This is a genomic window from Mesorhizobium sp. M0227, from assembly GCF_040321855.1.
In the GTDB taxonomy this organism is placed as follows: Bacteria; Pseudomonadota; Alphaproteobacteria; order Rhizobiales; family Rhizobiaceae; genus Mesorhizobium.
Genome location: NZ_JAMYSJ010000001.1, coordinates 689,889 through 711,199, shown reverse-complemented (window position 1 = coordinate 711,199; position 21,311 = coordinate 689,889). Strand labels below are relative to the sequence as shown.

Annotated in this window: 14 protein-coding genes and 1 pseudogene; 7 read left to right on the top strand and 8 right to left on the bottom strand. The window is 61.8% G+C overall.

Features of this window, described 5'->3' with window-relative positions; genetic code table 11:
• Positions 1–14 precede the first annotated feature (14 nt).
• The 6 genes from NKJ00_RS03225 to NKJ00_RS03200 all read right to left on the bottom strand — a co-directional run bounded on the left by NKJ00_RS03225 (position 15) and on the right by NKJ00_RS03200 (position 7,708).
• Positions 15–1,439 (bottom strand): glycosyltransferase family 2 protein, encoded by a 1,425-nt coding sequence (locus tag NKJ00_RS03225; RefSeq protein ID WP_127269369.1) that lies wholly within the window; start codon positions 1,437–1,439, stop codon positions 15–17.
• Positions 1,439–2,476 carry a HEAT repeat domain-containing protein gene (locus NKJ00_RS03220; RefSeq protein ID WP_352550791.1) on the bottom strand — a complete coding sequence of 346 codons (1,038 nt, stop codon included), beginning with the start codon at positions 2,474–2,476 and terminating at the stop codon, positions 1,439–1,441. The genes NKJ00_RS03225 and NKJ00_RS03220 overlap by 1 nt, the downstream gene beginning before the upstream one ends.
• Before the next feature lie 2 nt (positions 2,477–2,478).
• Positions 2,479–4,221 carry a YaiO family outer membrane beta-barrel protein gene (locus NKJ00_RS03215; protein ID WP_352628671.1) on the bottom strand — a complete coding sequence of 581 codons (1,743 nt, stop codon included), beginning with the start codon at positions 4,219–4,221 and terminating at the stop codon, positions 2,479–2,481.
• Positions 4,221–4,613 carry a response regulator transcription factor gene (locus tag NKJ00_RS03210; protein ID WP_127270163.1) on the bottom strand — a complete coding sequence of 131 codons (393 nt, stop codon included), beginning with the start codon at positions 4,611–4,613 and terminating at the stop codon, positions 4,221–4,223. The genes NKJ00_RS03215 and NKJ00_RS03210 overlap by 1 nt, the downstream gene beginning before the upstream one ends.
• A gap of 276 nt (positions 4,614–4,889) precedes the next feature.
• A complete protein-coding gene (locus NKJ00_RS03205; protein ID WP_292566459.1) occupies positions 4,890–5,267 on the bottom strand; it encodes a response regulator in 378 nt (125 codons plus the stop codon).
• Between the two features lie 5 nt (positions 5,268–5,272).
• The gene (locus tag NKJ00_RS03200; RefSeq protein WP_352628668.1) at positions 5,273–7,708 is read right to left on the bottom strand and encodes a hybrid sensor histidine kinase/response regulator; all 2,436 of its coding nucleotides are present in this window, start codon (positions 7,706–7,708) and stop codon (positions 5,273–5,275) included.
• A gap of 295 nt (positions 7,709–8,003) precedes the next feature.
• On the opposite strand from NKJ00_RS03200, the gene NKJ00_RS03195 reads away from it, so the two are divergent.
• Positions 8,004–10,094 carry an O-antigen ligase family protein gene (locus NKJ00_RS03195; RefSeq protein WP_352628665.1) on the top strand — a complete coding sequence of 697 codons (2,091 nt, stop codon included), beginning with the start codon at positions 8,004–8,006 and terminating at the stop codon, positions 10,092–10,094.
• A 168-nt stretch (positions 10,095–10,262) separates the two neighbouring features.
• Entirely contained in the window at positions 10,263–11,135 is an 873-nt protein-coding gene (locus NKJ00_RS03190; protein ID WP_352550799.1) for a phytanoyl-CoA dioxygenase family protein, read from the top strand.
• 86 nt (positions 11,136–11,221) lie between these two features.
• On the opposite strand, the gene NKJ00_RS03185 is transcribed toward NKJ00_RS03190, so the two are convergent.
• The gene (locus tag NKJ00_RS03185; RefSeq protein WP_127290810.1) at positions 11,222–12,121 is read right to left on the bottom strand and encodes a LysR family transcriptional regulator; all 900 of its coding nucleotides are present in this window, start codon (positions 12,119–12,121) and stop codon (positions 11,222–11,224) included.
• Positions 12,122–12,249: 128 nt separating this feature from the next.
• On the opposite strand from NKJ00_RS03185, the pseudogene NKJ00_RS03180 reads away from it, so the two are divergent.
• The 5 genes and pseudogenes from NKJ00_RS03180 (at position 12,250) to NKJ00_RS03160 (ending at position 17,479) form a co-directional block, all read left to right on the top strand.
• Positions 12,250–13,886 (top strand): annotated as a pseudogene (locus NKJ00_RS03180) (ABC transporter substrate-binding protein).
• 657 nt (positions 13,887–14,543) lie between these two features.
• On the top strand, positions 14,544–15,776 hold the full coding sequence (locus tag NKJ00_RS03175; RefSeq protein WP_352628659.1) for a polysialyltransferase family glycosyltransferase: 1,233 nt from the start codon (positions 14,544–14,546) through the stop codon (positions 15,774–15,776).
• Positions 15,777–15,812: 36 nt separating this feature from the next.
• Positions 15,813–16,694 (top strand): hypothetical protein, encoded by an 882-nt coding sequence (locus tag NKJ00_RS03170; protein ID WP_352628657.1) that lies wholly within the window; start codon positions 15,813–15,815, stop codon positions 16,692–16,694.
• Between the two features lie 91 nt (positions 16,695–16,785).
• Complete coding sequence (locus tag NKJ00_RS03165; RefSeq protein ID WP_352550807.1) at positions 16,786–17,154, top strand: VanZ family protein; 369 nt, start codon at positions 16,786–16,788, stop codon at positions 17,152–17,154.
• 184 nt (positions 17,155–17,338) lie between these two features.
• The gene (locus tag NKJ00_RS03160; protein WP_352628655.1) at positions 17,339–17,479 is read left to right on the top strand and encodes a hypothetical protein; all 141 of its coding nucleotides are present in this window, start codon (positions 17,339–17,341) and stop codon (positions 17,477–17,479) included.
• Positions 17,480–17,825: 346 nt separating this feature from the next.
• On the opposite strand, the gene smc is transcribed toward NKJ00_RS03160, so the two are convergent.
• Positions 17,826–21,284, bottom strand: a complete 3,459-nt coding sequence (gene smc, locus NKJ00_RS03155; protein WP_352628652.1) for a chromosome segregation protein SMC — start codon at positions 21,282–21,284, stop codon at positions 17,826–17,828.
• Positions 21,285–21,311 lie beyond the last annotated feature (27 nt).

The window sequence follows — 21,311 nt, the reverse complement described above, 5'->3', positions numbered from 1 at the left end:
TCAACCGAAGAGGCTCACTTCTTCGGTCCAGTCAGGCCGGTCCTGGTCATCTCGCCCCAGCTCTGGTCGGCGCGCAGATATTGCCACCAGCCCTTCACGCGCCAGAAATTGTTGAGCTGGCGGTAGCCGAAATTCTCGATCACCGCCACGGCCGTGAGCACGGCAAGGTCCCGCGCGCGCGGAAAACGCTGAAGCTCGGCTTCTTCGAGAACCAGCGAACACACGCTCACGCAAACGCCGTAGGTGAAAACCAGCGACGTGAATGCCAAGAGATATTCGGTCGAGAGGATGCCGAGTAGCCAAAAGGCTGGGATCAGCACATAGCCCAGCACCTCCGATATCGGCCCAAGCACATCGACAATCAGTATGTGGCCAAAGCCGAGGAAGCCGACCCGCCCATAGCGGGGATTGAAGAGCATGGAGCGGTAGCGGAAGAAGCACTCAAGCGCACCGCGCTGCCAGCGCGTGCGTTGCCTGGCTAGAACGCGCAGTGACTCTGGCGCTTCTGTCCAGCACACCGGCTCCGGAATGAACTGGATGCGGTATTTGCGTTTGGTGTCCATCATGTGGCGATGCAGCTTGATCACAAGGTCCATGTCCTCGCCCATCGACCCCTTGGTGAAGCCGCCAACCGCCACCACTTCGGCGCGGCGGAACACGCCGAAGGCGCCGGACACCAGCATCAACGTGTTGATGCGGCTCCAGGCCAGCCGTGCCATAAGGAAGGCCCGCAGATATTCGACCACTTGGAACAGTGCCAGCAACCGGCTGGGCAGGCGGATCTCGCGCACCCTGCCCGCTTCGATCCTCGATCCATTGGCGATGCGGATCGTGCCGCCGACGGCGATGGTGCGCTCGGGATCGTCGATGAAGGGCTGGGCCGCGCGCATCAGTGCATCGGGCTCGAGGATGGAGTCGCCGTCGATCACACAAAAGAGAGGCGCGCGGCAGACATTGACGCCGGCATTCTGGGCATCGGCCTTGCCGCCATTTTCCTTGTCGACCACAAACAGCCGTTCTGTCATCGGCGAGGAATAGAGGCCGCGGATCGGCTTGTGTGTCAGGGCCTCCTCATAGGGCCGGTGGAATTTCACCAGCTTGAAGCCTTCGATAAGGCGCTGCAGAGTCTGATCCTTCGAGCCGTCGTTGATGACGATGACCTCGAAATTCGGATATTCGAGCGCCAGCATCGAGTGCACGCTCTCGACCACGTTCACTTCCTCATTGTAGGCGGGCACCAGCAGCGCGATCGGCGGCGCTACGTCGCCATAGCGGTGCCACAGCAGAGCCGAACGCGCGACCGGCGGGCGCTTGGACAGGGCGTAGGCGGCGATGATGAGCTGCAGCAGGTAGATCGCCGTCTGCGCCAGCCCCGCCCCGATGATGAACCAGGACAGGATGGAGGCCCCCAGAACGATCTCTTGGCTCCAGTCGAACATCAGGTGGCTGGCCCCTCGGCAAGGATCAGCGAGGCTGTGCGCTGCCTGCGCGAGACGTCGCTGGCGGCGATCTCGCGCAGCACCTGCTCTCCCTTCTGGCCAAACGAGCGGAGCGCGTTGGCAGCGGCATAGCGCACAGTCCATGCCTCGTCGTCCATAAGCTGCGCGAGGGGCGGGGCGAGTTCAGACAGGCCGAGGCGGCCCGCCGCATCGGCAGCGTCGGCGCGTACATCCCAGCCGCCATTTTCCATCGCCTTGATCAGGATGGCCGGCGCATTGGCATGTCCGGTCAGGCCGAGTGCCCGCAATGCGGCTGCGGCAACCTCCGATGACGGATCGCCGGCCGCGCGAGCAAAGAACTCACCAAACCGGAACCCGCCGTTGCGGGCAAGCGCATCGATTGCGGCCGCCCTGATGAAAGGCACCGCGTCCTGACGTCCGGCGTAATCCCTGAGTTCGTCGAACCGCTTTGGCGGAAAGCGCCTGAAAAGCTCGATCAGGCGTCGCGAGCGCTGTCCCGCCACGCCGATCTTGCGCAGCGTTATGACGAGCGGCGGCAAAGCGCCGAGATCGCAGAGCGCGATCGCGACGGCGATCCTGACCTCACGTGATCCGTCGCGGTCGAGTGCCGAAAGCAGGCTTGCCACCGCGTTTTCCGAACGCAGGGCCGCCAGCATCTCGGCCGCGTGGATGCGTTCGGCGCCGTTGCCTTTTTCCAGTTGGGTGCCGACAAGCGCCGGCAGGCCACATTCGTTGAAGGCTGAGAGGAGCTCGTCGTGCTCCTCGCCGCGCAACAGCGAAATAAACTCGAAGCCGGCATCGACCGCCACCCTCGCCGGCACCGCGAGCAGCGCCGTCTTCAATGCCTCGCGATCCCGATTTTCGGTGAAGGCGATCAGCGCCGTCAGAAGAAGGCGCCGCTGATCGGCGCTCGCCGTCCCCCGGCGCTCGTGCAGCACTCGGCGCGCGATCAGCAGAAGCATGATCGCCAGGGAAAGGGCACTGAGCAGGATGGATAGGTGCCAGATGTACAACATGATCAGAACCGCGTGGTTAGGCCGAGCCCGAATATGGTTCGGTCGAATGTCGGGCGCTGCTCATGGGCGAGGCTGCCGCGCAGCGTCAGCGGATCGGTGACGTCCCAGGAGATTCCGGTAAAGACGGTACGCGTCGGCACCAGCGTGCCGTCGGAGATCTCGGGGGCATCCGCATAGCCACCGAACACATTGACTCTCGGGGTAACTGCAAGATCGGCCCGCAGCACATAACCATCGGCGCGCGTGCCGATATCGTCGGCTGCGTGGACCCAACGTGCCGAAAGCCCCAGCCGGCCGTCCAGGACATAGACTTGCACCCAGGGCGAGATTGTGGAGACCTCGGCGGTGGCGAAATTGTCATAGCGAGCATCGATGTTGAGCGAGAACGGGCCGAGCGCTTTCGCGGGCGCCATGATCCGCCACGAAGCGCCGGCCCCGACCGAATATCGTGCCAGGAAGTCGGCATCCGGCGTCGCCGCTGCCAGCACATAGGCCGAAACCGTGGGCGAAAAGGCCTGGTCGATACGGCCATCAATCTGAACATCGGTGCGACCGTAGCGAGTCGCCATCCGGGTGCGGCCCGAAATGGTCGTCTGCGGGGTGAGCCGATAGGCAAGGCCGGTCGAACTGTCTGTCCAATCACCAAGTCCATCGGTGAGGTCGCTCACTTCGCTACCGATATCGAGCCGCCATTTGCGCGGCGGTGACGCAGCTAGTCTCTGCTCGATGTCGCGCGAGCCGGGTTCGAGGGCAAGCGCCTGCCGGTAGGCATCGCGCGCGGCGTCGTCGTCGCCACGGGCGCGGCGCACATCGCCGATTCCCACCAGCGCTTCGGCATTGCGAGGATCGATCGCCAGAACCCGCTGAAACGATTGCTCGGCCCGCGTGTAATCCTGCTCGATCAGGGAAATCCGCGCGTCGAGGCCGAGCGCCTCGGCATTGTCAGGCACAGTGCCAAGCACGTCATCAACCGTTGCGCGGGCGCGCGGCACGTTGCCCTGCCAGATCGCCAGGCGGACCTTGCCGAGGCGGGCGTCGAGAAGGCCGGGCCTGATTGCCAGCGCCTGGTCGAAGAAATGCCCGGCCTCGTCGAATTTCTGTTGGGAGCCCGCCACGAGACCCATGGCGACCAGGATGTCGGTGTTTTTAGGCGCCAGCCGCAGCGCGCGGCGATAGGCGTTCTCCGCCTCGGGCAATTGTCCCGCCGCCCGCAATCTCTGGCCCTTCTCCATCAGGCCGGCGACAGGATCCGGCCGCGGCGGGCGCAGCTTCTTCCTCGCGGTCGCAGGCTTCTGCTTGCTGCTGTCGGCCTGCTGGGCCTTGCGGATGTTGGCGACAAGCGTCGCCGCGTCGGCATTGCCCCGCTCGGCACGCGACACCTCTTCTGCCAGTTGCAGCGCGGCGTCCAGATTGCCTGAGCGGAACTCGACCTGAGCGATGCCGAAGCTGGCATCCAGATAGGTCGGCGCAAGCGCAAGCGCCCTGGAAAAGGCTTCACGCGCCGCCGGCAGATTGTTGCGGCCAAGCTCGGCGAAGCCAAGTTGCACCAGGGCGTCGGCATTGTCGGGCTTGAGCGCCAGCGCACGCCGCAACAGCTCCGCCGCCTCGTCGAAATGCTGGGCTTGCCTGGCCTTGACGCCGGAAGCGTACAGTTCATCGACCGCCTGGGCCAGCGCGGCGGCAGGCGCCGATTCAACCGCCAGGAAAACGCATGCCGCAAGGACAGCGCGACGGCCACGCCACATCAGCGTTTGCCGCTCTTGCGCGCCAGCAGGCGCGCAAGCCGGGCCAGGAGCTCCTCGGGAATGAAGGGCTTCACAAGGTAGTCGTCGGCTCCCTTCTCAAGGGCCGAGACGATGTCCCTTTCGCCCTTGCGGGCGGTCAGCATGACAACCGGGATTTCCGACAAAGCCGGGTCGCTCTTGATGCGGGCAAGAACCTCCAGGCCGTCGGCCTTGGGCATCATCGCATCGAGCACGATGATGTCCGGCGCCTCATGCTCCGCCTTCAAGAGCGCTTCCGCCCCGTCTATGGCCTTGATGACCTCGTATCCCTTTGCCCTGAGCCTGAATTCCATCAGTTCGAGCAAGAGGGGATCGTCATCGCAAATCAGAACTCTTGCCTTCGCTCCGTTCACCAGCCTTGCTCCGGTTCGCGCCTCGTTTTGCCGCTTGCCCCCCGGAGTGATTGATCCATGAACCGACGTCCGCCAACGCGGTTCATGCAGACAGACACATTCTTCTCAATCTCTCGCCTAGCTCCGCCGATGCCGCGCGATTATAGACAACCTGATTCGCTACGCCTGCACCTGGGCACAATCAGTAGATGAATAAGGCGACATGGTATAGGAGCCGTGAACGGCGTCGCACAGTCTGCAGCCAGACTGCGCTCGGTGCCCACGCCAAACGTCGGCTCAGGCGCGCGATAGAAGCAATCTTTTGACTTCACCGGCAAGCGCAAGCGGGTCGAACGGCTTGGCGATCACCCCTACCGCCCCCATCGCCAGATAGCGTTCGACTTCATGCGTCTGGGTGCGCGCGGTGATGAACACCACAGGTATCGAAGCCGTCGGCCCGGACTCGGCCAGGCGCCTCAGCGTCTCCGGCCCATCCATGTCCGGCATCATTACGTCGAGCAGAATGAGGTCGGGCCGCCATTCGGCGGCATCGACCAGCGCCTGCATGCCGGACGGGCAGGACCGCACCTCGAATTCCGGCTCGAGCTCCAGCGACATCTGGGCGATTTCGCGGATATCGTCCTCGTCATCCACATAGAGAATCCTTGCGGGCATGAGCGTCACTCCTTGGCGTGCGCGGCAGGTTGAGTGCGGGGCGAAACCAACATGCTCCTGACCAGCTTTGCCACATCGATTTCCGACGCCCTGGTCTTGGTCATGATGGCCTGCACGCGATCACCTAGTTTCTGGTCGAGCTCCGCCGCCGAAAACACTATGACCCCGGTCTCGAGCGGCAGATCGGCCAGCAGGTCCAACCCCGAGCCGTCGGGGAGTGCAATATCCAGGATAACCAGGTCGAAGAGATGCCGCGCGATCGCCTCCCGGGCGTCCTTGAGCGTCTTCGCCGAAGTAATCGAGACACCCGAACCCAACCCCTCCGACATCACCGCAAGCACGCCCTCATCGTCCTCGACATGGAGAATCTTCGGCCTCTGCTCGGTCCTGCCAGCAAGGATCTTGGCAAGGGCGGCGTGAAGCCGCTTTGAATCCACCGGCTTCTCCAGCCAGTCGACGATACCGACGGCGCTGCCGTTGAGCGAACGCCTGGCCTCATCGGCAACGGCGGAGATGACGATGACCGAAATGTCGGAATTCACCGGCGATGCCCTAATGTCATGGAAGAGTTTGATGCCGGATTCCCCCGCCAGCTTGATATCGAGGGTCAAGGCCACGTATTCGCGGGACCGCAGAAGCGCCTTTGCGGTGGCGATATCGGGTGCGACGTCGCTGGAAAAGCCTTCCGCATCCAAGAGTGCCGCAATCACTGCGGCGACGTCGGTCTCGTCTTCACAGATCAGAACCCGTAGGCGGCCATCGGGCTTCCGTGTCAGGTGCGGTGGCGGATACGGCCTTGGGTGGTGCCTGCGTACTTCTGCAAGGTCCACGTGGAACGAGGTTCCCTTGCCTTCCTCGGTTTCGAAGGAAACGGCTCCGCCCAGTTTTTCGGTAATGGCCTTGACGATGCTCAAGCCCAGGCCGGTGCCGCCTATCTTACGGGTGCTGGAGGCGTCGGCCTGCTCGAATTTTCCGAATATACGGCCGCGGAAAGCCTCCGGGATGCCAGCGCCCTGGTCCATCACGGAAATCCGCAGCATGCCGTGGTCATGGCGCTGGAATTTCACTGTGACAGTACCGTCGGCATGCGAGAACTTGATCGCATTCGACAGGAGGTTCGCCATCACCTGATGCAGGCGATCCGGATCGATGTTGGCCTCGGCGCGCGGGGCATCGTCGATCAGAACGATCCTGATCCGGCTGTCAGCCATGTAGTTGGAGCTGGCGGCAATGGCCTGCTCCAGGACCTGACGGACAGGCATCTGCTTGATCTTGAAGGTGATCACGCCCGATTCGATCTTCTCCATATCCAGAATGTCGTTGATGAGAAGAACCAGCCTTTCGCTGTTGGTGTGCGCGATGTTGACGAGATTGGCGGCCTTGGGCGGCAGTTCGCCGGCCACACCGGCCGCGATCAGGCCAAGCGAGCCGCGGATGGAGGTCAGCGGGGTCCGCAATTCGTGGCTGACCGTGGAAATGAAATCGTTCTTGAGCTGGGCGGTGCGCTTCTGCTCGGTGATGTCGCGATTGTAGGTGATGACGCCGACGATCTTGCCGGCCTCGTCGCGAAAAGGGGCCTTGAGCGTGTAGAGCCAACCTTGCCGCCCATCGGGGAAAAGCGCGGGCTGGTCGATCCGCAACGTCTGCCCGGCCTCCAGCGCGCCCATCTCATCCTGCCGGAAGCGTTCGGCCACCTCCCTGGGGTAGAAATCGAAATCCGTCTTGCCGATCAGATCGTCGACCGAAGCGGCGCGAACCATTTCGGCGGTGGCGGGGTTGGCGGCGATGAAGCGGCCGTCGACATCTTTTATGTTCAGGCAATCCGGCAGTTCGCGAACCATGGCCCGGTAGGTCATGTTGGACATCAAGAGCTCCCGCCGGCGCTGCTGCCGGTCGAGCAGGACGCCGATGATGATTGTGCTGAGAAAGCGGAATACGAGGGAGGGGAACGTGCTCTGCTGCACAAGGCCCGTGACGGCTTGCGCCGGGATGACCAGGAGCGTGATCAGCCCGGCGAGAGCGACCGTTACGCCCAGACCGAATATGTCGTACATGGTGCGCGATCGGGCCGCGACGATGTGGTGCCACGCAATGCCTACGATTGCGGTAATGAGGATACCCATGACACCAGCACCCGCACCCTGCCCGCCGAGATGGACGCGATAAACAATGGAGCCGACCGTGGCGATGAGCATTGCCGGCCATCCGCCAAAGAACGCGGCAGCAGCAATGAAGGCGGCGCGCAGATCGACGACGAAGCCGGAGACGGACAGGGCAGTCGCCATGGAAATGATCGCGCCCACGCACATGACCATGCCGAGAAGCAGCGACTGCATCCGCCGCGAGAGACGCCCGGTGAAGTCCGCCACAAGGTCCCAGGCGACCACGAGGATGGAGACCAGGGCAAGGTTGGCGAGGAGTGAGTGCCAGATGTCGGTCATGACTTCGGCTCCTTTTTTCCGATAAATACCGACAAAACCTATCCGAGGTCTAAAGAACCTGCCCGGCCATGCCGTTCTATTCCCTTTGGGGCACATGGGACCCGAGAGTACCTTTGCGACCTTCCATGAAGCCGATCAGCTAATATTCGACTGCGTCATAAAAACAGATGAGCCAACGCCATCGCGGCAAATTCGGGTCAGCATTTGCACATGATCTGGACAGTGTCGCCTTGAACATCTCCTTCTTTCCATACATAGGTCGGCCAGGTGGGTGGCGGCTCAACATGGAACTTCAATGAACCTTCCTATCTTCGCCATCAACCTCGATCGCGAGACCCAGCGCTGGAGCGAATTGCTCGCCAGCGCCGAAGCGGCAGGACTGACCTTGCAGCGCATTGCCGCCGTCGACGGTCGGGCGCTTGCTGAAAAAGACTGGACGGAGATCGATCTGCCAGCCGCGCGCAAGCTGAGCGGGCGCGACATCCTTTCGGGCGAATATGCCTGTTACCGCAGCCATATCCAGGCGCTGGAGGCATTCCTCGCGGGTGGCGGCGCCTATGGCCTGATCGTCGAGGACGACGTCCTCTTCAGCGAAAACACCATACGGCGCATCGAGGCCATCATCGCGGCGGTGCCGGATTTCGACGTCATCAAGCTGACCAACCATCGCATGAGCTTCTTCATGCGCGCCGTCGAGACGACGGAAGGCGACGAGATCGGTCGTGCGCTGCATGGCCCGCAAGGCTCGGCCGCCGCCTATCTGGTGACGCGGGAGGGCGCGCAGGGTCTGTTGTCGGCGCTCGCCGTTATGAAAATGCCATGGGACGTTGCACTCGAGCGCTTTTGGGATACCGGCCTGAAAGTCTATTCGGTCCGCCAAAACGTGCTTGGCTTCGCCGCCAGCAGTGGGATCTCGGGCATAGCCGGCCCCTCGGGAAGCTACAAATCCGCAAGGCTGGGCGGGCCGAGCCGGCTACGTGCCGGGGTGTTGCGGGCCAGCGACGAGCTGCGCCGCCTGCATCACGTCCTGCTGCCGCCCCCTCTGCCGCGAGATGCCCTGGATGATGCCAAGGACAACGCGCCGCGCCACACCTTGCTTCTGTTGCTTGCGGCACTCGCCATTCTCGCTTTGGTCTCCGCGGTGTGGCGCGAGGCCGACACCTACCGCTATGCGGGCCTGGCGCTGGCCCTGTTCGCGGTCATCCGCTGGTTCAGAGTGGATTTGTGGACCTACAGCAAACCGCTGATCGGTTGGGTCGGCTTTCTGTGTCTGGGCTGGTCGCTCTATGTCTTCATCCGACTGGCGATCGTCTATTTCGGCACCCACCAGTTGGGTGGCGCCGAAGGCATTTACATGTTTCCGCTGTTCTACGCGACGACCGGCTTCGCGTTTCTGCTGTTTGTCAGGCAACCCGCACGGCTCGTGCTCTGGTTCATGATCCTCAGTCTCGTCTTCCTGGCTGCGGACACCTTCTATTCGGACATGTTTCAAGGCATCCAACCGGCCCCGTGGCTTTTCAACAATCCCATCCACGCGTCGGTAGCGGCCGGTTTCATCTTCCTCTGCACGCTGCAATTCATGGCCTACTCGGCCCAGAGAACGGACCTCGGGAAAGCAACCAAGAACCTGCATTGGGTCCTGTCGACAGCCGTCCTGCTGCTTGCCCTCGTCAATATCATCGAGATGCGGTCAAAGGGAGTGTGGCTTGCGCTTGCGCTCGCTCTGCTCTTGTTGGCGGTCATGACCCTGGCGAGAGGCCATCGTCGCGAACTGTTGGTTTCGGGTGGCGTGCTGGTGATCGTGGCGGCCGGCATTGTCGCAGCACACAACATCTTCTCGTCCACCGCCGACGATACCATGGCCTTCGTCAAAACCTTGGTTCCGGATGTGTTCAGGCATGGCATCCTCCCCGCCTTCGATCGCGCCATCGCGAGCGATGCGGTGCCACTTGCAGCCAAGGAAAGGCTGATGCTGTGGGCGGATGCGATCAATATCTGGAAACGCCACCCGATCTTCGGAGCCAGTTCCAGTTGGCTGACCGAGTGGGAGAACAGAACCTATCATCCCATGATCTTCAACGTCTTCCACAATGGTTATCTGGAGATTGCCGTGCGCTATGGTGTGGTCGGACTGGCGTTCTTTGCCTTTCTCTACACCTGGTCGGCCAGGCAGGTTCTACTGGCCATGCGAGCCAAGCTTGTCGCTCCGGCCGCATGGTCCTGCTACATCTCCACACTGGTCTTCTTCGCCCTAACCATCCTTACCAATTCCAACAACCGGCTGGCCATGGGTGAGGCCTTCATGTGGTTTGCCGCGGCGTTCGGCTTCTACTGTTTTTATGTTCGCCAGCAGAAGAACCTTGTCGCGCCGCGGACCTATTTTTAGGGCCTGCCGGCGCAGCACGTATCTGACCAGCCGATTGCGACCAATGCCCCTTTGACGCCCCGCTCAATTTCCCGATAATCGGGAAAGTCGATGCCAAAATCCATGGCTTATCGCCGGCAACCCCTTCGTTACGATCGACACAGATCACAGACGGGGGTTGTCACGGACATGCTGACGGACAGGCAGGCACGCGAGGCGGTGGAGCAGTACCGCGAGGAAGGATACGCGGTCGTTCGACAATTCGTCGACGGCGACGAGATGATCCGGCTGAAGAAGGAAACCGATGCGGTCTATGCCGAAGGCCTCAAGCATCACGCCACCTTCCGGAACGGCAACCTGAATTTCCAGATCCTGCCTGAATCGGACTTTGGCCAACGCTATGTGCTGCAGGCTTACTGGTTTTCCTGGATCAATTCCTATTTCGAAGCATTCCGCCGCAATCCCGACTATCTGAAGCTGCTCGAGGGCCTGATCGGCCGTGACATAAGGCAGATCGCCCAACAGCTGCACTGGAAGCCGCCCGGCGCCAATGTCACGGGTTATCGCTTCCACCAGGATCTGCGCTTCCGTAACCAGGCCGCCTTCGACAATGTCGCCGACGCCACCGTGACAACAGGCCTCGCGGTCGATCGGGCGACGCTGGACAATGGCTGCCTCCAGGTCGTGCCCGGCAGCCACAAGCTCGGCTATCTCGGCCTGTCGGACGAGGGAACCGGCGAACTGATGAAGGGCCTGACCGCCGAAGAAGAGTTGCGCAAGGTCGGCATCGACCCGGCGACCATCGTTCCGCTGGTGCTGGAGCCGGGCGACCTTGCTTTATGGGGGCTGCTTACCGTGCACGGCTCCTCGCCCAACAAATCGCAGCACGACCGGGCCTTTGCGCTGTCCAGCTATGTGCGGGCCGATACGACGCAACGTGGCGAATGGGCGTTCAGGGACGGTGTTTCGGTGCCGCTCGGCAAGACGCCGGCACTGTGCAAATACGAAAAGCTCTTCGAGGAGCCGGGGCCGATGTACGACACCACCGCCTGGTGGAAATGACGCCGCGTCGGGCGACGGGGGCAGAGGGGGCCTGGGGGTAGCGCCTGGCCCCTGACGGCGTTGGCCATGGGCAATCGCGCAGCATTTCAGGCGGTGAAGTCGGCCGACAGTTCGCGGATCAGGAAGTCGACGAACGCGCGCACCTTGGCCGCAATATAGGTGCGGTGCGGATAGAGCGCGTAGATCGGGCTGGAGCCAGGGCGAAACTCATCCAGTTGCACTTCCAGCCGGCCGTCCCTGATCGCAGCGTCGACCAGCAGGCTGGGCAGGTTGCCGATGCCGAAACCGGCGGTGGTCATCTGGTAGGCAGCCTCGACGCTGTTGGTCGAGATGCGCCCGCCGACAGCCGCATCGAAAGGGCCGTCGGGTCCGATAAATGGCCACGTGCCAAGGCGCTTGGCGAAATTGCTCAGCACGCAGGAATGGCTTGCCAGCTCATCCGGGTGGACCGGACGGCCGTTTGCATCCCAATAATCGGGCGTGGCGCAGACATAGTTGCGGACTTCACCAAGCCGGCGGGCAATCAGGGCGGAATCCGCCTGACCGCCGAAGCGGATGGCGACATCGTAGCCTTCCTCGACAATGCCGACGACATAACGCGCGGTGAGGTCGAACTCGATCGTGGTGAGCGGGTTTTCTTCGAGGAATTTCGGCACCAGCTTGGTTATGCGCGTGTGGCCCAGAACATTGGAGCAGGAAACCCGGATCAGGCCCCGCGTCTCCTTGTGCAGGCCGCGCGTCGAATCCTGCAGTTCGGAAATGTCGTCGAGCAGGCTGCGCGCACGCGGAGCATAGTCGCGGCCCGCCTCGGTGAGGCTAAGACGCCTTGTGGTGCGATTGATGAGCCGGACGCCGAGGTCGTCTTCCAGTTCCTTGATGGTGCGGCTGACCGCCGTCGTCGACATGTTGAGATCGCGCGCCGCCGCCGACAGGCTGCCCAGCAGGCAGACCCGATCGAACACCCGCATCGCCGTCAGAAGATTCATCTTGCCTTTCCCTCGCCGTCGCGGCCCCGCCGCCATCGGCTGCGTCCTGTAGAAAACAGCGACCAGCAACGACGCGGCAAGGGCATTCCACCGAATTTGGGCGTAAAATCAACAATGGGAGAACCGATATGACATCCAGACCTCTTCATCCCGCGATCGGCACATTTGCGAAAGGCGCGAAGAGCGGCGCGCTTGGCCGCCGCGAGTTCCTGGCGCTGGCCAGCGCCTTCGGCGCCAGCACGGCGATTGCCTATGGGCTCATCGGTCAGCCGGTCCCGGCGCTGGCCGAGGAAGCCGCCCAACCCAGGAAGGGCGGCGTGCTGCGTGTTGCCATGCAGGTGATGGAGCTGGAAGACCCGCGCAAGTTCAAGGTTTCGCAGATGGGCAACATCGCCATGCAGTTTCTCGAGCCGCTGGTGCGCTGGAAGCCGGATTTCACCTTCGAGCCGGTGCTGCTGCAGAGCTGGGAGATCAATGCGGACGCGACGGAATATGTGCTCAAGGTGCGTCCAGGCGTGAAATGGTCGAACGGCGACGATTTCAACGCCACGGATGTCGCCTTCAACATCACGCGCTGGTGCGAGAAGGATGCCGCCGGCAACTCGATGGCCGGGCGCATGACCGCGCTGATCGATCCCGATACCAAGGTGGCGCGCACTGGTGCCATCGAGGTTCGCGACGGCCACACCGTGGTCCTGAAACTGTCTCAGCCCGACATCACCATCATCCCCGCGATGACCGACTACCCGGCATTGATCGTCCACCACACCTTCAATCCGAAGGCTGCGCCCCTGTCGGCCAACCCCGTTTCCACGGGCCCGTTCGAACTTAAAAGACTCGATGTCGGCGTTGCTGCCTCGGTGCGCAAGCGGCCGGACGGGTCGTGGTGGGGCGGCGAGGTGTTCCTCGACGGCATCGACTGGACCGATTACGGCACCGACTCGGCCGCCACCGTCTCCGCCTTCGAATCCGGTGAGATCGACCTGAATGGGCAGACGCAGTCCTATGACGTCGCCATGCTCGACAGGCTGGGCCTGAAGAAAAGCGAGATCGTCACTGCCGCCACCCTGGTCTCGCGCTGCAACGTCAACGCCAAACCTTATGACGACAAGCGCGTGCGCAACGCCATACAGCTTGCGGTCGACAACGAAGCGGTGCTGCAACTGGGCGCCGACGGCATGGGTATCGTCGCGCAGAACGATCATGTCGGACCGATGCATCCCGAACACGCCGACCTGCCGCCGATCAAACGTGATCCGGTCCGGGCCAGGGCATTGCTCGAGGAAGCCGGCCAGCTCGATTTCGAGTTTGATCTGATCTCGGTCGAAGCCGATTACCGCAAGGAAAGCTCCGATGCCGTCGCCCAGCAGATGCGCGACGCGGGCTTCAAGGTGAAACGCACCGTCATCCCGGAATCGGCATTCTGGAACGACTGGACGAAGTATCCCTTCGCGACCACCAATTGGAACGCCCGACCGCTCGGCATCCAGACCTATGCGCTTGCCTACCAGACCGGTTCGGCATGGAACGAGACAGGGTTCGCCGATCCCGACTTCGATGCCAAGGTCCACAAGGCCAACGCCATCGCCGATCCGGAGCAGCGCCGTGCGGTGATGAAGGAACTGCAGGTCATGCTGCAGGATTCCGGCATCATCGTTCAGCCCACTGGCGAAAGCTGTTCTGCCATATGAAACCTGCCTTGATGGGTTACCAGATGCATCAGGCCTATGAGCAGGATTTCACCCGGGCCTGGCTCGCCGCCTGATCGCGGGCAATCCCTCCGACAGGGTGGCGCATTTTCGGCGTCGCCCTTCGCCTGCTCACCGGGAAAGTTGCGCCGAAGCGTCGGCATCAAGGGCATCCGAGGAGCAGTGCGGGCTTCGCATCGGGCATGATGCGCAGGTGCGGCCACACGCCCCATGCCTTGGCAGGTCGGCCGGGATTCCGGGCCACCGCACCGGACCGGTTGGCACATCAAGCGGGTGAAACTTTCTGGTTTCCGCCTCTGTCATCATCAAGCTCCGGTTCATGGCTGGAGCTTACTTTTGACTGATGGAAGTGAAACCCGCTTTCCCGGGCAACGACCTTCCCGAAAACCGGGAGAATTGCGCTCTTGGTGCCGACGGGGAACCGAGGCAGCAAGACGACCCGCATGAGCGGTTTGCCGCCGCCTGATGTTATGCCGGATCTCAACAGGTCTCTGCCGCTCAGTTGGAGTAAATTCGCCTGCCTATTGTGCGGAACTCCAGCCTGTCTCGAACGTTAGAACCGACATCTGCGAGATATTTCCTGCTGACGCGATAGGCAGTATTATGAAGCGGGTGGGACGCCCCAAGCCACACCGCCTGTCGGATATGAAGCAATTTTGCGTTGAGATCGCGGAACATGCAGCGTTATTTCCATCCAATCTGGAGATCTTAAATTGCCAGCTCGAATATGCTGCGTCTTTGGCAGCTGGCAATTGCTCAGCCTGGTTGCCTCACTTCGCCAATCAACAATGGATGGAAGCTCCCCGGCGGATGAGGAGCATGAGGATTACCTTCTGCTCTATGAAACGGCCGGCGTTTCCGAGCATTTCAAGACCGGTCTTGCTGAACTTGCGTCTGCAGTATGGACCTGGAGACGGATCATATGGGCGTACGACCTTCTGACGTCCGAGCGTAAATATGGGCAACTGCAAATTTTCCGGATCCATCATCAGATCCGAGCCACGATAGGTCTTGAAGTGAGTTCCGCAGCTGAAATCTGGGCCTGCTTCGTTAACCGGCCATCGGAAAAAATACTGCTGGACTCATACCCGGAAGCCAAGATCATTTTGTATGAGGATGGCTTGACGTCATACCTTCCATTCGAAATGTCAACCATGTCACAGCCGCCAGGCACCAGGTTTAGACGGCGCATCACCGGAGCCTTGATTGCAGGACTCTCTACAATTTCACCGGCGTTCCGACTGAGGAAAGCGGCCGACAAGATAGAAAGACACCATCTGAGGCGGGTGACAAAGTTTTATTCTTTGCTTCACGAAATCCCCATTCACGATGCTCTGGAGAACGTACCAAGATTTCAGGTCGGCGCTTCGCTGATGCGCGACGTAATAGATGAAGCCTGCAGGGATGCGCTTTCCGGCGGCAAACATTGCCGTGCGTCAGCCAACCCACGGATCCTGCTGCTCGGCCAAGCATTGTCGCGAAACGGCATAATGTCGTACGCGCAAGAGGCGGCGATCTATAGACGAATTGCGGAGCAGATCGTCGAGAGGGGATACGATGTCGTCTGGAAGGAACATCCAAGAATAAGCACGCCCTTCTTCCCCGAATTGCTGGATACGGTCGGCAATGTGACGGCCGACGCCAGCACCAGGATCATGGAGGCGAGCCTCCCACACATATATCCGATAGAGCTTGTCGTATCCCGGATGAACATTGTTGGGTGCGTCTCCGGCACGTCAGCTGCCCTTCTCTACCTGAAGTGGCTTTACGGCATCAAAACATACACATTCGCGGAAACCTTGATCCCCCTGATGACCGGCGCGGATATTCTAATGAGCGAAATGGTGAAAGCCCATGCGGAGCCCTTTTCAGGGCTCCAATCTTTGAACGCAACCAAGGATCCGTTGAAAGGCGGCAGCCCGAACAGGTTGAACACGATCCTCTGAATCCAACTCAGGCAAACTCGATCTGGGACACCATCGATGTCAAAGCCGCTTTCAGTCCTTCAACGTGCCACTAGGGCCGACGTTCGATCGGAGCCGTTTCCACACATCATCCTGCGCGACGCCCTTCCCCTCGATCTCTACCAGGAGTTGGCCGACACGTTTCCCGCTCCGGAAGCGCTCGAAATCGATACGCGCCGCAACAACACCAGATGGGACTATGAGGCCCACCGCATTCGGTCGAACGAAGCTGTGCCGCAAATATGGCGCGATTTTATCGCCTACCATGTATCTCAAGCATTTTTCACCGAGATCGCCGAACTGTTCTACGACGATATTCACAAGCTTTACCCTGATTATTACCCCAATTATGAACGCCTCAAGAATATGAAAGCGGGCATCAGGTTTAGTGACACCTATGCAACGCGCGACATACTGATGGATGCGATGCTCAGCGGGAACACGCCGGTAACCGATGCCGGATCGGTGCGGACAAGCCACATCGACAATGGCGACAAGCTATTTTCTGGCCTGTTTTATATGAGGCCGGAAGATTATGATGCCGTTGGCGGGGACCTGACAATTAGTCGTTTCAAGTCCAAATACGCCACACTGAAAGCCAAAGCGACACTCTTCAATGATGCCTATGTCGACGACACCCATTTGGAATGCATCGAAACAGTTAAATACGACAAGAACATTCTTGTATTGTTCATCAATTCGATTGAATCGGTCCACGGCGTAACAGTCCGCCAACCCACCAACAAATCCCGGCTTTTCGTCAACCTGGTTGGAGAAGTCGAAAAGCCATTCTACATCAAAGGAAAAAAGATACGGCCACGCTACGTCCCGGCGCATCAAAACCAGGATGAGGCGGAACAGACCTGGCTGAAAAGGCTCAAGCAAAAATTGCGGCTTTGAAAGACAACGCCGTCGATCTGAGTTTCAGCCTGAACCGCCAATACCGAGCCGGATTCGACCTTCGCGACGGCCAGGCACAGATTGGAACAGAATGAGATTCTATCCAGCCGCCGAACGGATCGCTTTTTTCGGCACGCTTATCGCTGTTGTTGCCCTTGCATTGCTGCCTATACCCCGACTCGAGGAGTATGGGATCGATATCGGTTTCCGGTCCGACAAGCTGAACCACGCCAGCGCCTTTGCCGTCATGACTTTCCTTGGAGGGCTCGGCTGGCCCGATCGCAAGACAAGGCTGATCGTCTTCCTCGCCATGGTTGGAGCGGCGATCGAGGTCCTTCAGGGCACGGCGCTGATACGACGTGATCTGGATGTGTTCGACTGGGTTGCCGATTGCGCCGGCATCGCATGTGGCCTCGTGGCCGTGATCTGTGTGAACTGGATCTTGCGGCGCAGAGGTTGACCCTGTTCTCAAGCCTTATGTGCACCGGCGCCGATAGCCACAGGAGTTCGCCCTCGGCTCCATTGACTCGGCGAAATGGGATTGCAACGATCCGATCCGAGAGTGGGCGATTTTTCTACCTTGGCCGGACAGATGAATCTTCGGGCGCGGCACCCAGGAAGCGCGCCATCAGTATTGAGGGACGATGACGATCAAGATCAGGCTTCCGGGTGGTGTGTTGAAGGTCAAGCAACGTCATGAGTTGCGGCGGCGGGAGCACAAGGGCGAAGTCCCGGTCTGGCAGTATGGCAAATTTCGTCATCTGGTGGCCCAGTACAATTCCTGATCGACCCTCCAAGAGCTCGAATACTGACAAGGAGCTTGAAATGACCCTTCCATCGACTGGAGAAGGCACGTAAGCTCTATGCATCATGGCTTTGCGAATCAGATTGCCGGGGGGCACACTGAAGGTGAAGACCTACCGCGAACTGCGTGATCGCGAACGGGATCGCAGGGTGCCTGTGCTGAAATTGGGATCACTCTATTTCGTCTGGGCTTCGGCCAAACTGCATTCGCACAAACACAATCCGACGCTCTGACCATTTGTCTTTGAGCAATTCCGCGCGAAAAGCCCTTAGAGATTTTCTTGGAATCGCTCCAGAGCGACCCATTCGCTGGCAGCGCCAACGGGATCAGCTTGCCTCGCGCATCGCTTCGGCCGCCTGCAGGTCGACCGACACCAGCTGACTGACGCCCTGCTCGGCCATGGTCACGCCGAACAGCCGGTTCATGCGCGCCATGGTGATGGGATTGTGGGTGATGATGACGAAGCGCGTCTCGGTGGTGGCGGCCATCTCGTCCATCAGGTTGCAGAAGCGCTCGACATTGTGGTCGTCGAGCGGCGCGTCGACTTCATCGAGCACGCAGATCGGCGCCGGATTGGTCAGGAACACCGCGAAGATCAGCGACATCGCCGTCAACGCCTGCTCGCCACCGGACAGCAGCGTCATGGTCTGTGGCTTCTTGCCGGGCGGGCGGGCAAGGATTTCGAGACCGGCCTCGAGCGGATCGTCGGATTCGATCAGCTGCAATTCCGCCGTGCCGCCGCCAAACAGATGCGAGAACAGCCGCTGGAAATGGCCGTTGACGACGTCGAAGGCGGCAAGTAACCGCTCACGACCTTCGCGGTTGAGGCTCTGGATCGCCTGCCGCAACTTGCGGATCGCCTCGATGATGTCCTCGCGCTCCGACACGATCGCTTCCAGCCGGTCGGATAGCTCCTTCTGCTCTTCTTCGGCGCGCAGGTTGACGGCGCCGAGCCGTTCGCGCTCGATCTTCAGCCGGTCCAGCTGACGCTCGATCTCGGCCATCTCAGGGATCGGGCTGTCAGCCTCAAGACCGGTATGGCGAATAACCAGATGCGGTGGTGTGTTCAGCGTCTCCTGGATGCGCGCCTCGACCTCCAGCCGGCGTTCGTCGGCCGCGGTCAGCCGCTCTTCGGCGCGAACGCGAGTCTCGCGCGCCTCGGCCAGGAACTGGATGGCGCCGGTGGCGGCCTTGTCCAGTTCGGATTGCCGGTTCTCCGCTTCCTGCAGACGGTCGGCCGCCGCCTTGCGCAAGCTCTCGGCCTCGGTGAGCTGCGACAGCAAGGCACGCCGCTTGGCGTCGATTTCATCGGGAGCATCGGCCAGCCGCTCGCGTTCGGCCTCGGCCTCGGCCTTGCGTTCGCCGAGCGATGCGATCTGCGTCGAGGCGTTTTCGGCCCGCTCCAGCCAATTGCTGCGCTCGGCGCCAATGGCATCGAGCCGGCGCGCGCGCGCCTCGGCTTCGCGCCGCAGCCCCTCATGCACCGCACGCGCATCGGCAAGCGCGGCGCGGTCGCGGGCGACATTGGTCGAGGACTGTTCGAGCTGCAATTGCAGATCGCCAAGATCGGGCGCGTCCTGCAGCAGCATTTCGGCCTCGGCGAAGGCGGCCGAAATCTCCTCATGGCTGTCGACGATGCGGGCGCGCGCTTCATCGAGTGCTGCGCGCCGGCTCTGCAATTCGCCGCCGGCTCTCTCGGCTTCGGCCAGCGCATTGCGGGCAGCGTCCAGCCGATGCTGGGCGTCACGACCGGCCTGGCGCGTGTTGCGCTCGGCCTCGCTTGCCAGGCGCAGCGCCTGTTCAGCCTCTCCCAGCGCCTCCTCGGCCTGGCGCAGGACGAGCGTCGCCTGTATCGCCTCGGCATCGAGCTCAGCCAGCCGGTTCTTCTGCGCCAGCCGTTGTGCTGCGGCGGTCGGCGCATCGGCGCTGGCGGTAAAGCCATCCCAACGCCAGAGCGCGCCTTCACGGCTGACCAGCCGCTGGCCGGGAGCAAGCAGCGGCTGCAACCGGCGGCCGTCGCTAGATTCGACGATACCGACCTGCGCCAGGCGGCGGGCGAGCTGTGCCGGCGCGTGGACCACGCTGGCCAGGCTTCTGACGCCTTCCGGCAGAGCCGCGTCGCCGGGCTGGATCGCGCTTTCGCCCCAATGCACCGGCGCGCTGCGGTCAAGCGGCACGTCGAGATCTTCGCCAAGGGCCGCACCCAGCGCCGTTTCGAAACCGCGATCGACGCTGATCTGCTCCAGCACGGCTGGGAAGAGATCGCCGCTGGCTGCATTCAGGATTTTGGCCAGCGTGCGCGCTTCGGTTTCGATCCGTGCCAGCTCGGCCCTGGCATCCTGAAGCGGTGGCCGGGCAGAACTTTCCGTGGCGCGGGCATCGATGACCGACTGCTCGGTCTCGGACACGGCAGCCTCGGCCTCCTCCAGCAGCGCCACGGCCTGTTCGACCAGCACCCGCTTCTCGGCCGGATCGGGCAGGCCGGCGACCTTGGAGAGTATCTCAGACAATTCCCGGTCGACATCAGCAAGCTGGCGCGCGAAGCGGTCGCGGCGTTCGGCGGTATCGCGCAGCGTCCGTTCGATCTGGTTGCGCGAGGCGGCAGCCTCGGCCCGTTCGGCGGTCAGCGCGGCGAGCTTGGCTTCGCTTTGCGAAAGCGTCGACGCCGCCTGTTCGAACGCCGCACGGGTGGTGGCTTCGCGTTCGGCGGCGCCGGCATTTTCCGAATTGAGTGCTGCCTCTTCGGTGCGAAGGCGCTCGAGAATGTCCGCATTGTCGCGGACCATGCGCTCTTCACGTGCGATATCGCCGTCGAGCTGCTGCAGCCGGCGCTCGAGTTCGCTCTGACGGGCGCGGATGCGGCCGGCTTCCTCCTCGATCTGCGACTTGGCGATCGACAAGCGCTGGAAGGCAGCGGCGGCGGCGGCTTCCGCGTCGCGCAGGTCCGGCAAGCGATGAGCGCCTATGCCTTGCTCCCTGGCGGCGGCCATCTGGGCGGCGGCGCGGTCGCCGACCAGTGCTGTCGCAACCGCCAGCGCCGAACGTGCCTCGCCTTCCTGGGTCTTGGCCAGCGTCCAGCGCAAATGCAAAAGCGTCGCTTCTGCCTTGCGGATATCGGCCGACAGGTTCTTGAAGCGGGACGCCTGGCGCGCCTGGCGCTTCAGGCTTTCGATCTGGCTTTCCAGCTCGCCGACGACGTCGTCCAGTCGTTCGAGGTTCTGCTCGGCCGCCTTCAGCCGCAGCTCTGCCTCGTGGCGGCGGGTGTGCAGGCCGGAAATGCCTGCCGCCTCTTCGAGCAGCGCGCGGCGTGCCTGCGGCTTGGCCTGGATCAGTTCGCCAATGCGGCCTTGACCGACCATCGACGGCGAACGCGCGCCGGTTGACTGGTCTGCGAACAGAAGCTGCACGTCCTTGGCACGGGCCTCCTTGCCGTTGATACGGTAAAGCGAGCCGGCCTCGCGCTCGATGCGGCGCGACACCTGCAGTTCGTCGGCATCGTTGAAGGCAGCGGGCGCCGAGCGGTCACTGTTGTCGAGGAAAAGCGTGACTTCGGCGGTGTTGCGTGCGGGCCGAGTGCCCGAGCCGGAAAAGATGACGTCGTCCATGCCGGACGCGCGCATGTTCTTGTAGGAGCTTTCGCCCATCACCCAGCGCAGCGCCTCGACAAGGTTCGACTTGCCGCAGCCATTCGGCCCGACAATGCCGGTCAGGCCGCGTTCGATGACGAACTCGCCGGGCTCGACGAAGGACTTGAAACCGAGGAGGCGAAGGCGCGAAAACTTCATTCGCCCCGCCCACTAAGCGGATTTCCG

What these genes read in the sequence shown, in the direction of transcription:
- NKJ00_RS03195 (WP_352628665.1), top strand. Translation starts at nt 8,004, where the DNA reads ATGAACCTTCCTATCTTCGCCATCAACCTCGATCGCGAGACCCAGCGC.
- NKJ00_RS03215 (WP_352628671.1), bottom strand. Translation starts at nt 4,221, where the DNA reads ATGTGGCGTGGCCGTCGCGCTGTCCTTGCGGCATGCGTTTTCCTGGCG.
- NKJ00_RS03200 (WP_352628668.1), bottom strand. Translation starts at nt 7,708, where the DNA reads ATGACCGACATCTGGCACTCACTCCTCGCCAACCTTGCCCTGGTCTCC.
- NKJ00_RS03220 (WP_352550791.1), bottom strand. Translation starts at nt 2,476, where the DNA reads ATGTTGTACATCTGGCACCTATCCATCCTGCTCAGTGCCCTTTCCCTG.
- NKJ00_RS03205 (WP_292566459.1), bottom strand. Translation starts at nt 5,267, where the DNA reads ATGCCCGCAAGGATTCTCTATGTGGATGACGAGGACGATATCCGCGAA.
- NKJ00_RS03185 (WP_127290810.1), bottom strand. Translation starts at nt 12,121, where the DNA reads ATGAATCTTCTGACGGCGATGCGGGTGTTCGATCGGGTCTGCCTGCTG.
- NKJ00_RS03170 (WP_352628657.1), top strand. Translation starts at nt 15,813, where the DNA reads ATGTCAAAGCCGCTTTCAGTCCTTCAACGTGCCACTAGGGCCGACGTT.
- NKJ00_RS03225 (WP_127269369.1), bottom strand. Translation starts at nt 1,439, where the DNA reads ATGTTCGACTGGAGCCAAGAGATCGTTCTGGGGGCCTCCATCCTGTCC.
- NKJ00_RS03165 (WP_352550807.1), top strand. Translation starts at nt 16,786, where the DNA reads ATGAGATTCTATCCAGCCGCCGAACGGATCGCTTTTTTCGGCACGCTT.
- NKJ00_RS03190 (WP_352550799.1), top strand. Translation starts at nt 10,263, where the DNA reads ATGCTGACGGACAGGCAGGCACGCGAGGCGGTGGAGCAGTACCGCGAG.
- smc (WP_352628652.1), bottom strand. Translation starts at nt 21,284, where the DNA reads ATGAAGTTTTCGCGCCTTCGCCTCCTCGGTTTCAAGTCCTTCGTCGAG.
- NKJ00_RS03160 (WP_352628655.1), top strand. Translation starts at nt 17,339, where the DNA reads ATGACGATCAAGATCAGGCTTCCGGGTGGTGTGTTGAAGGTCAAGCAA.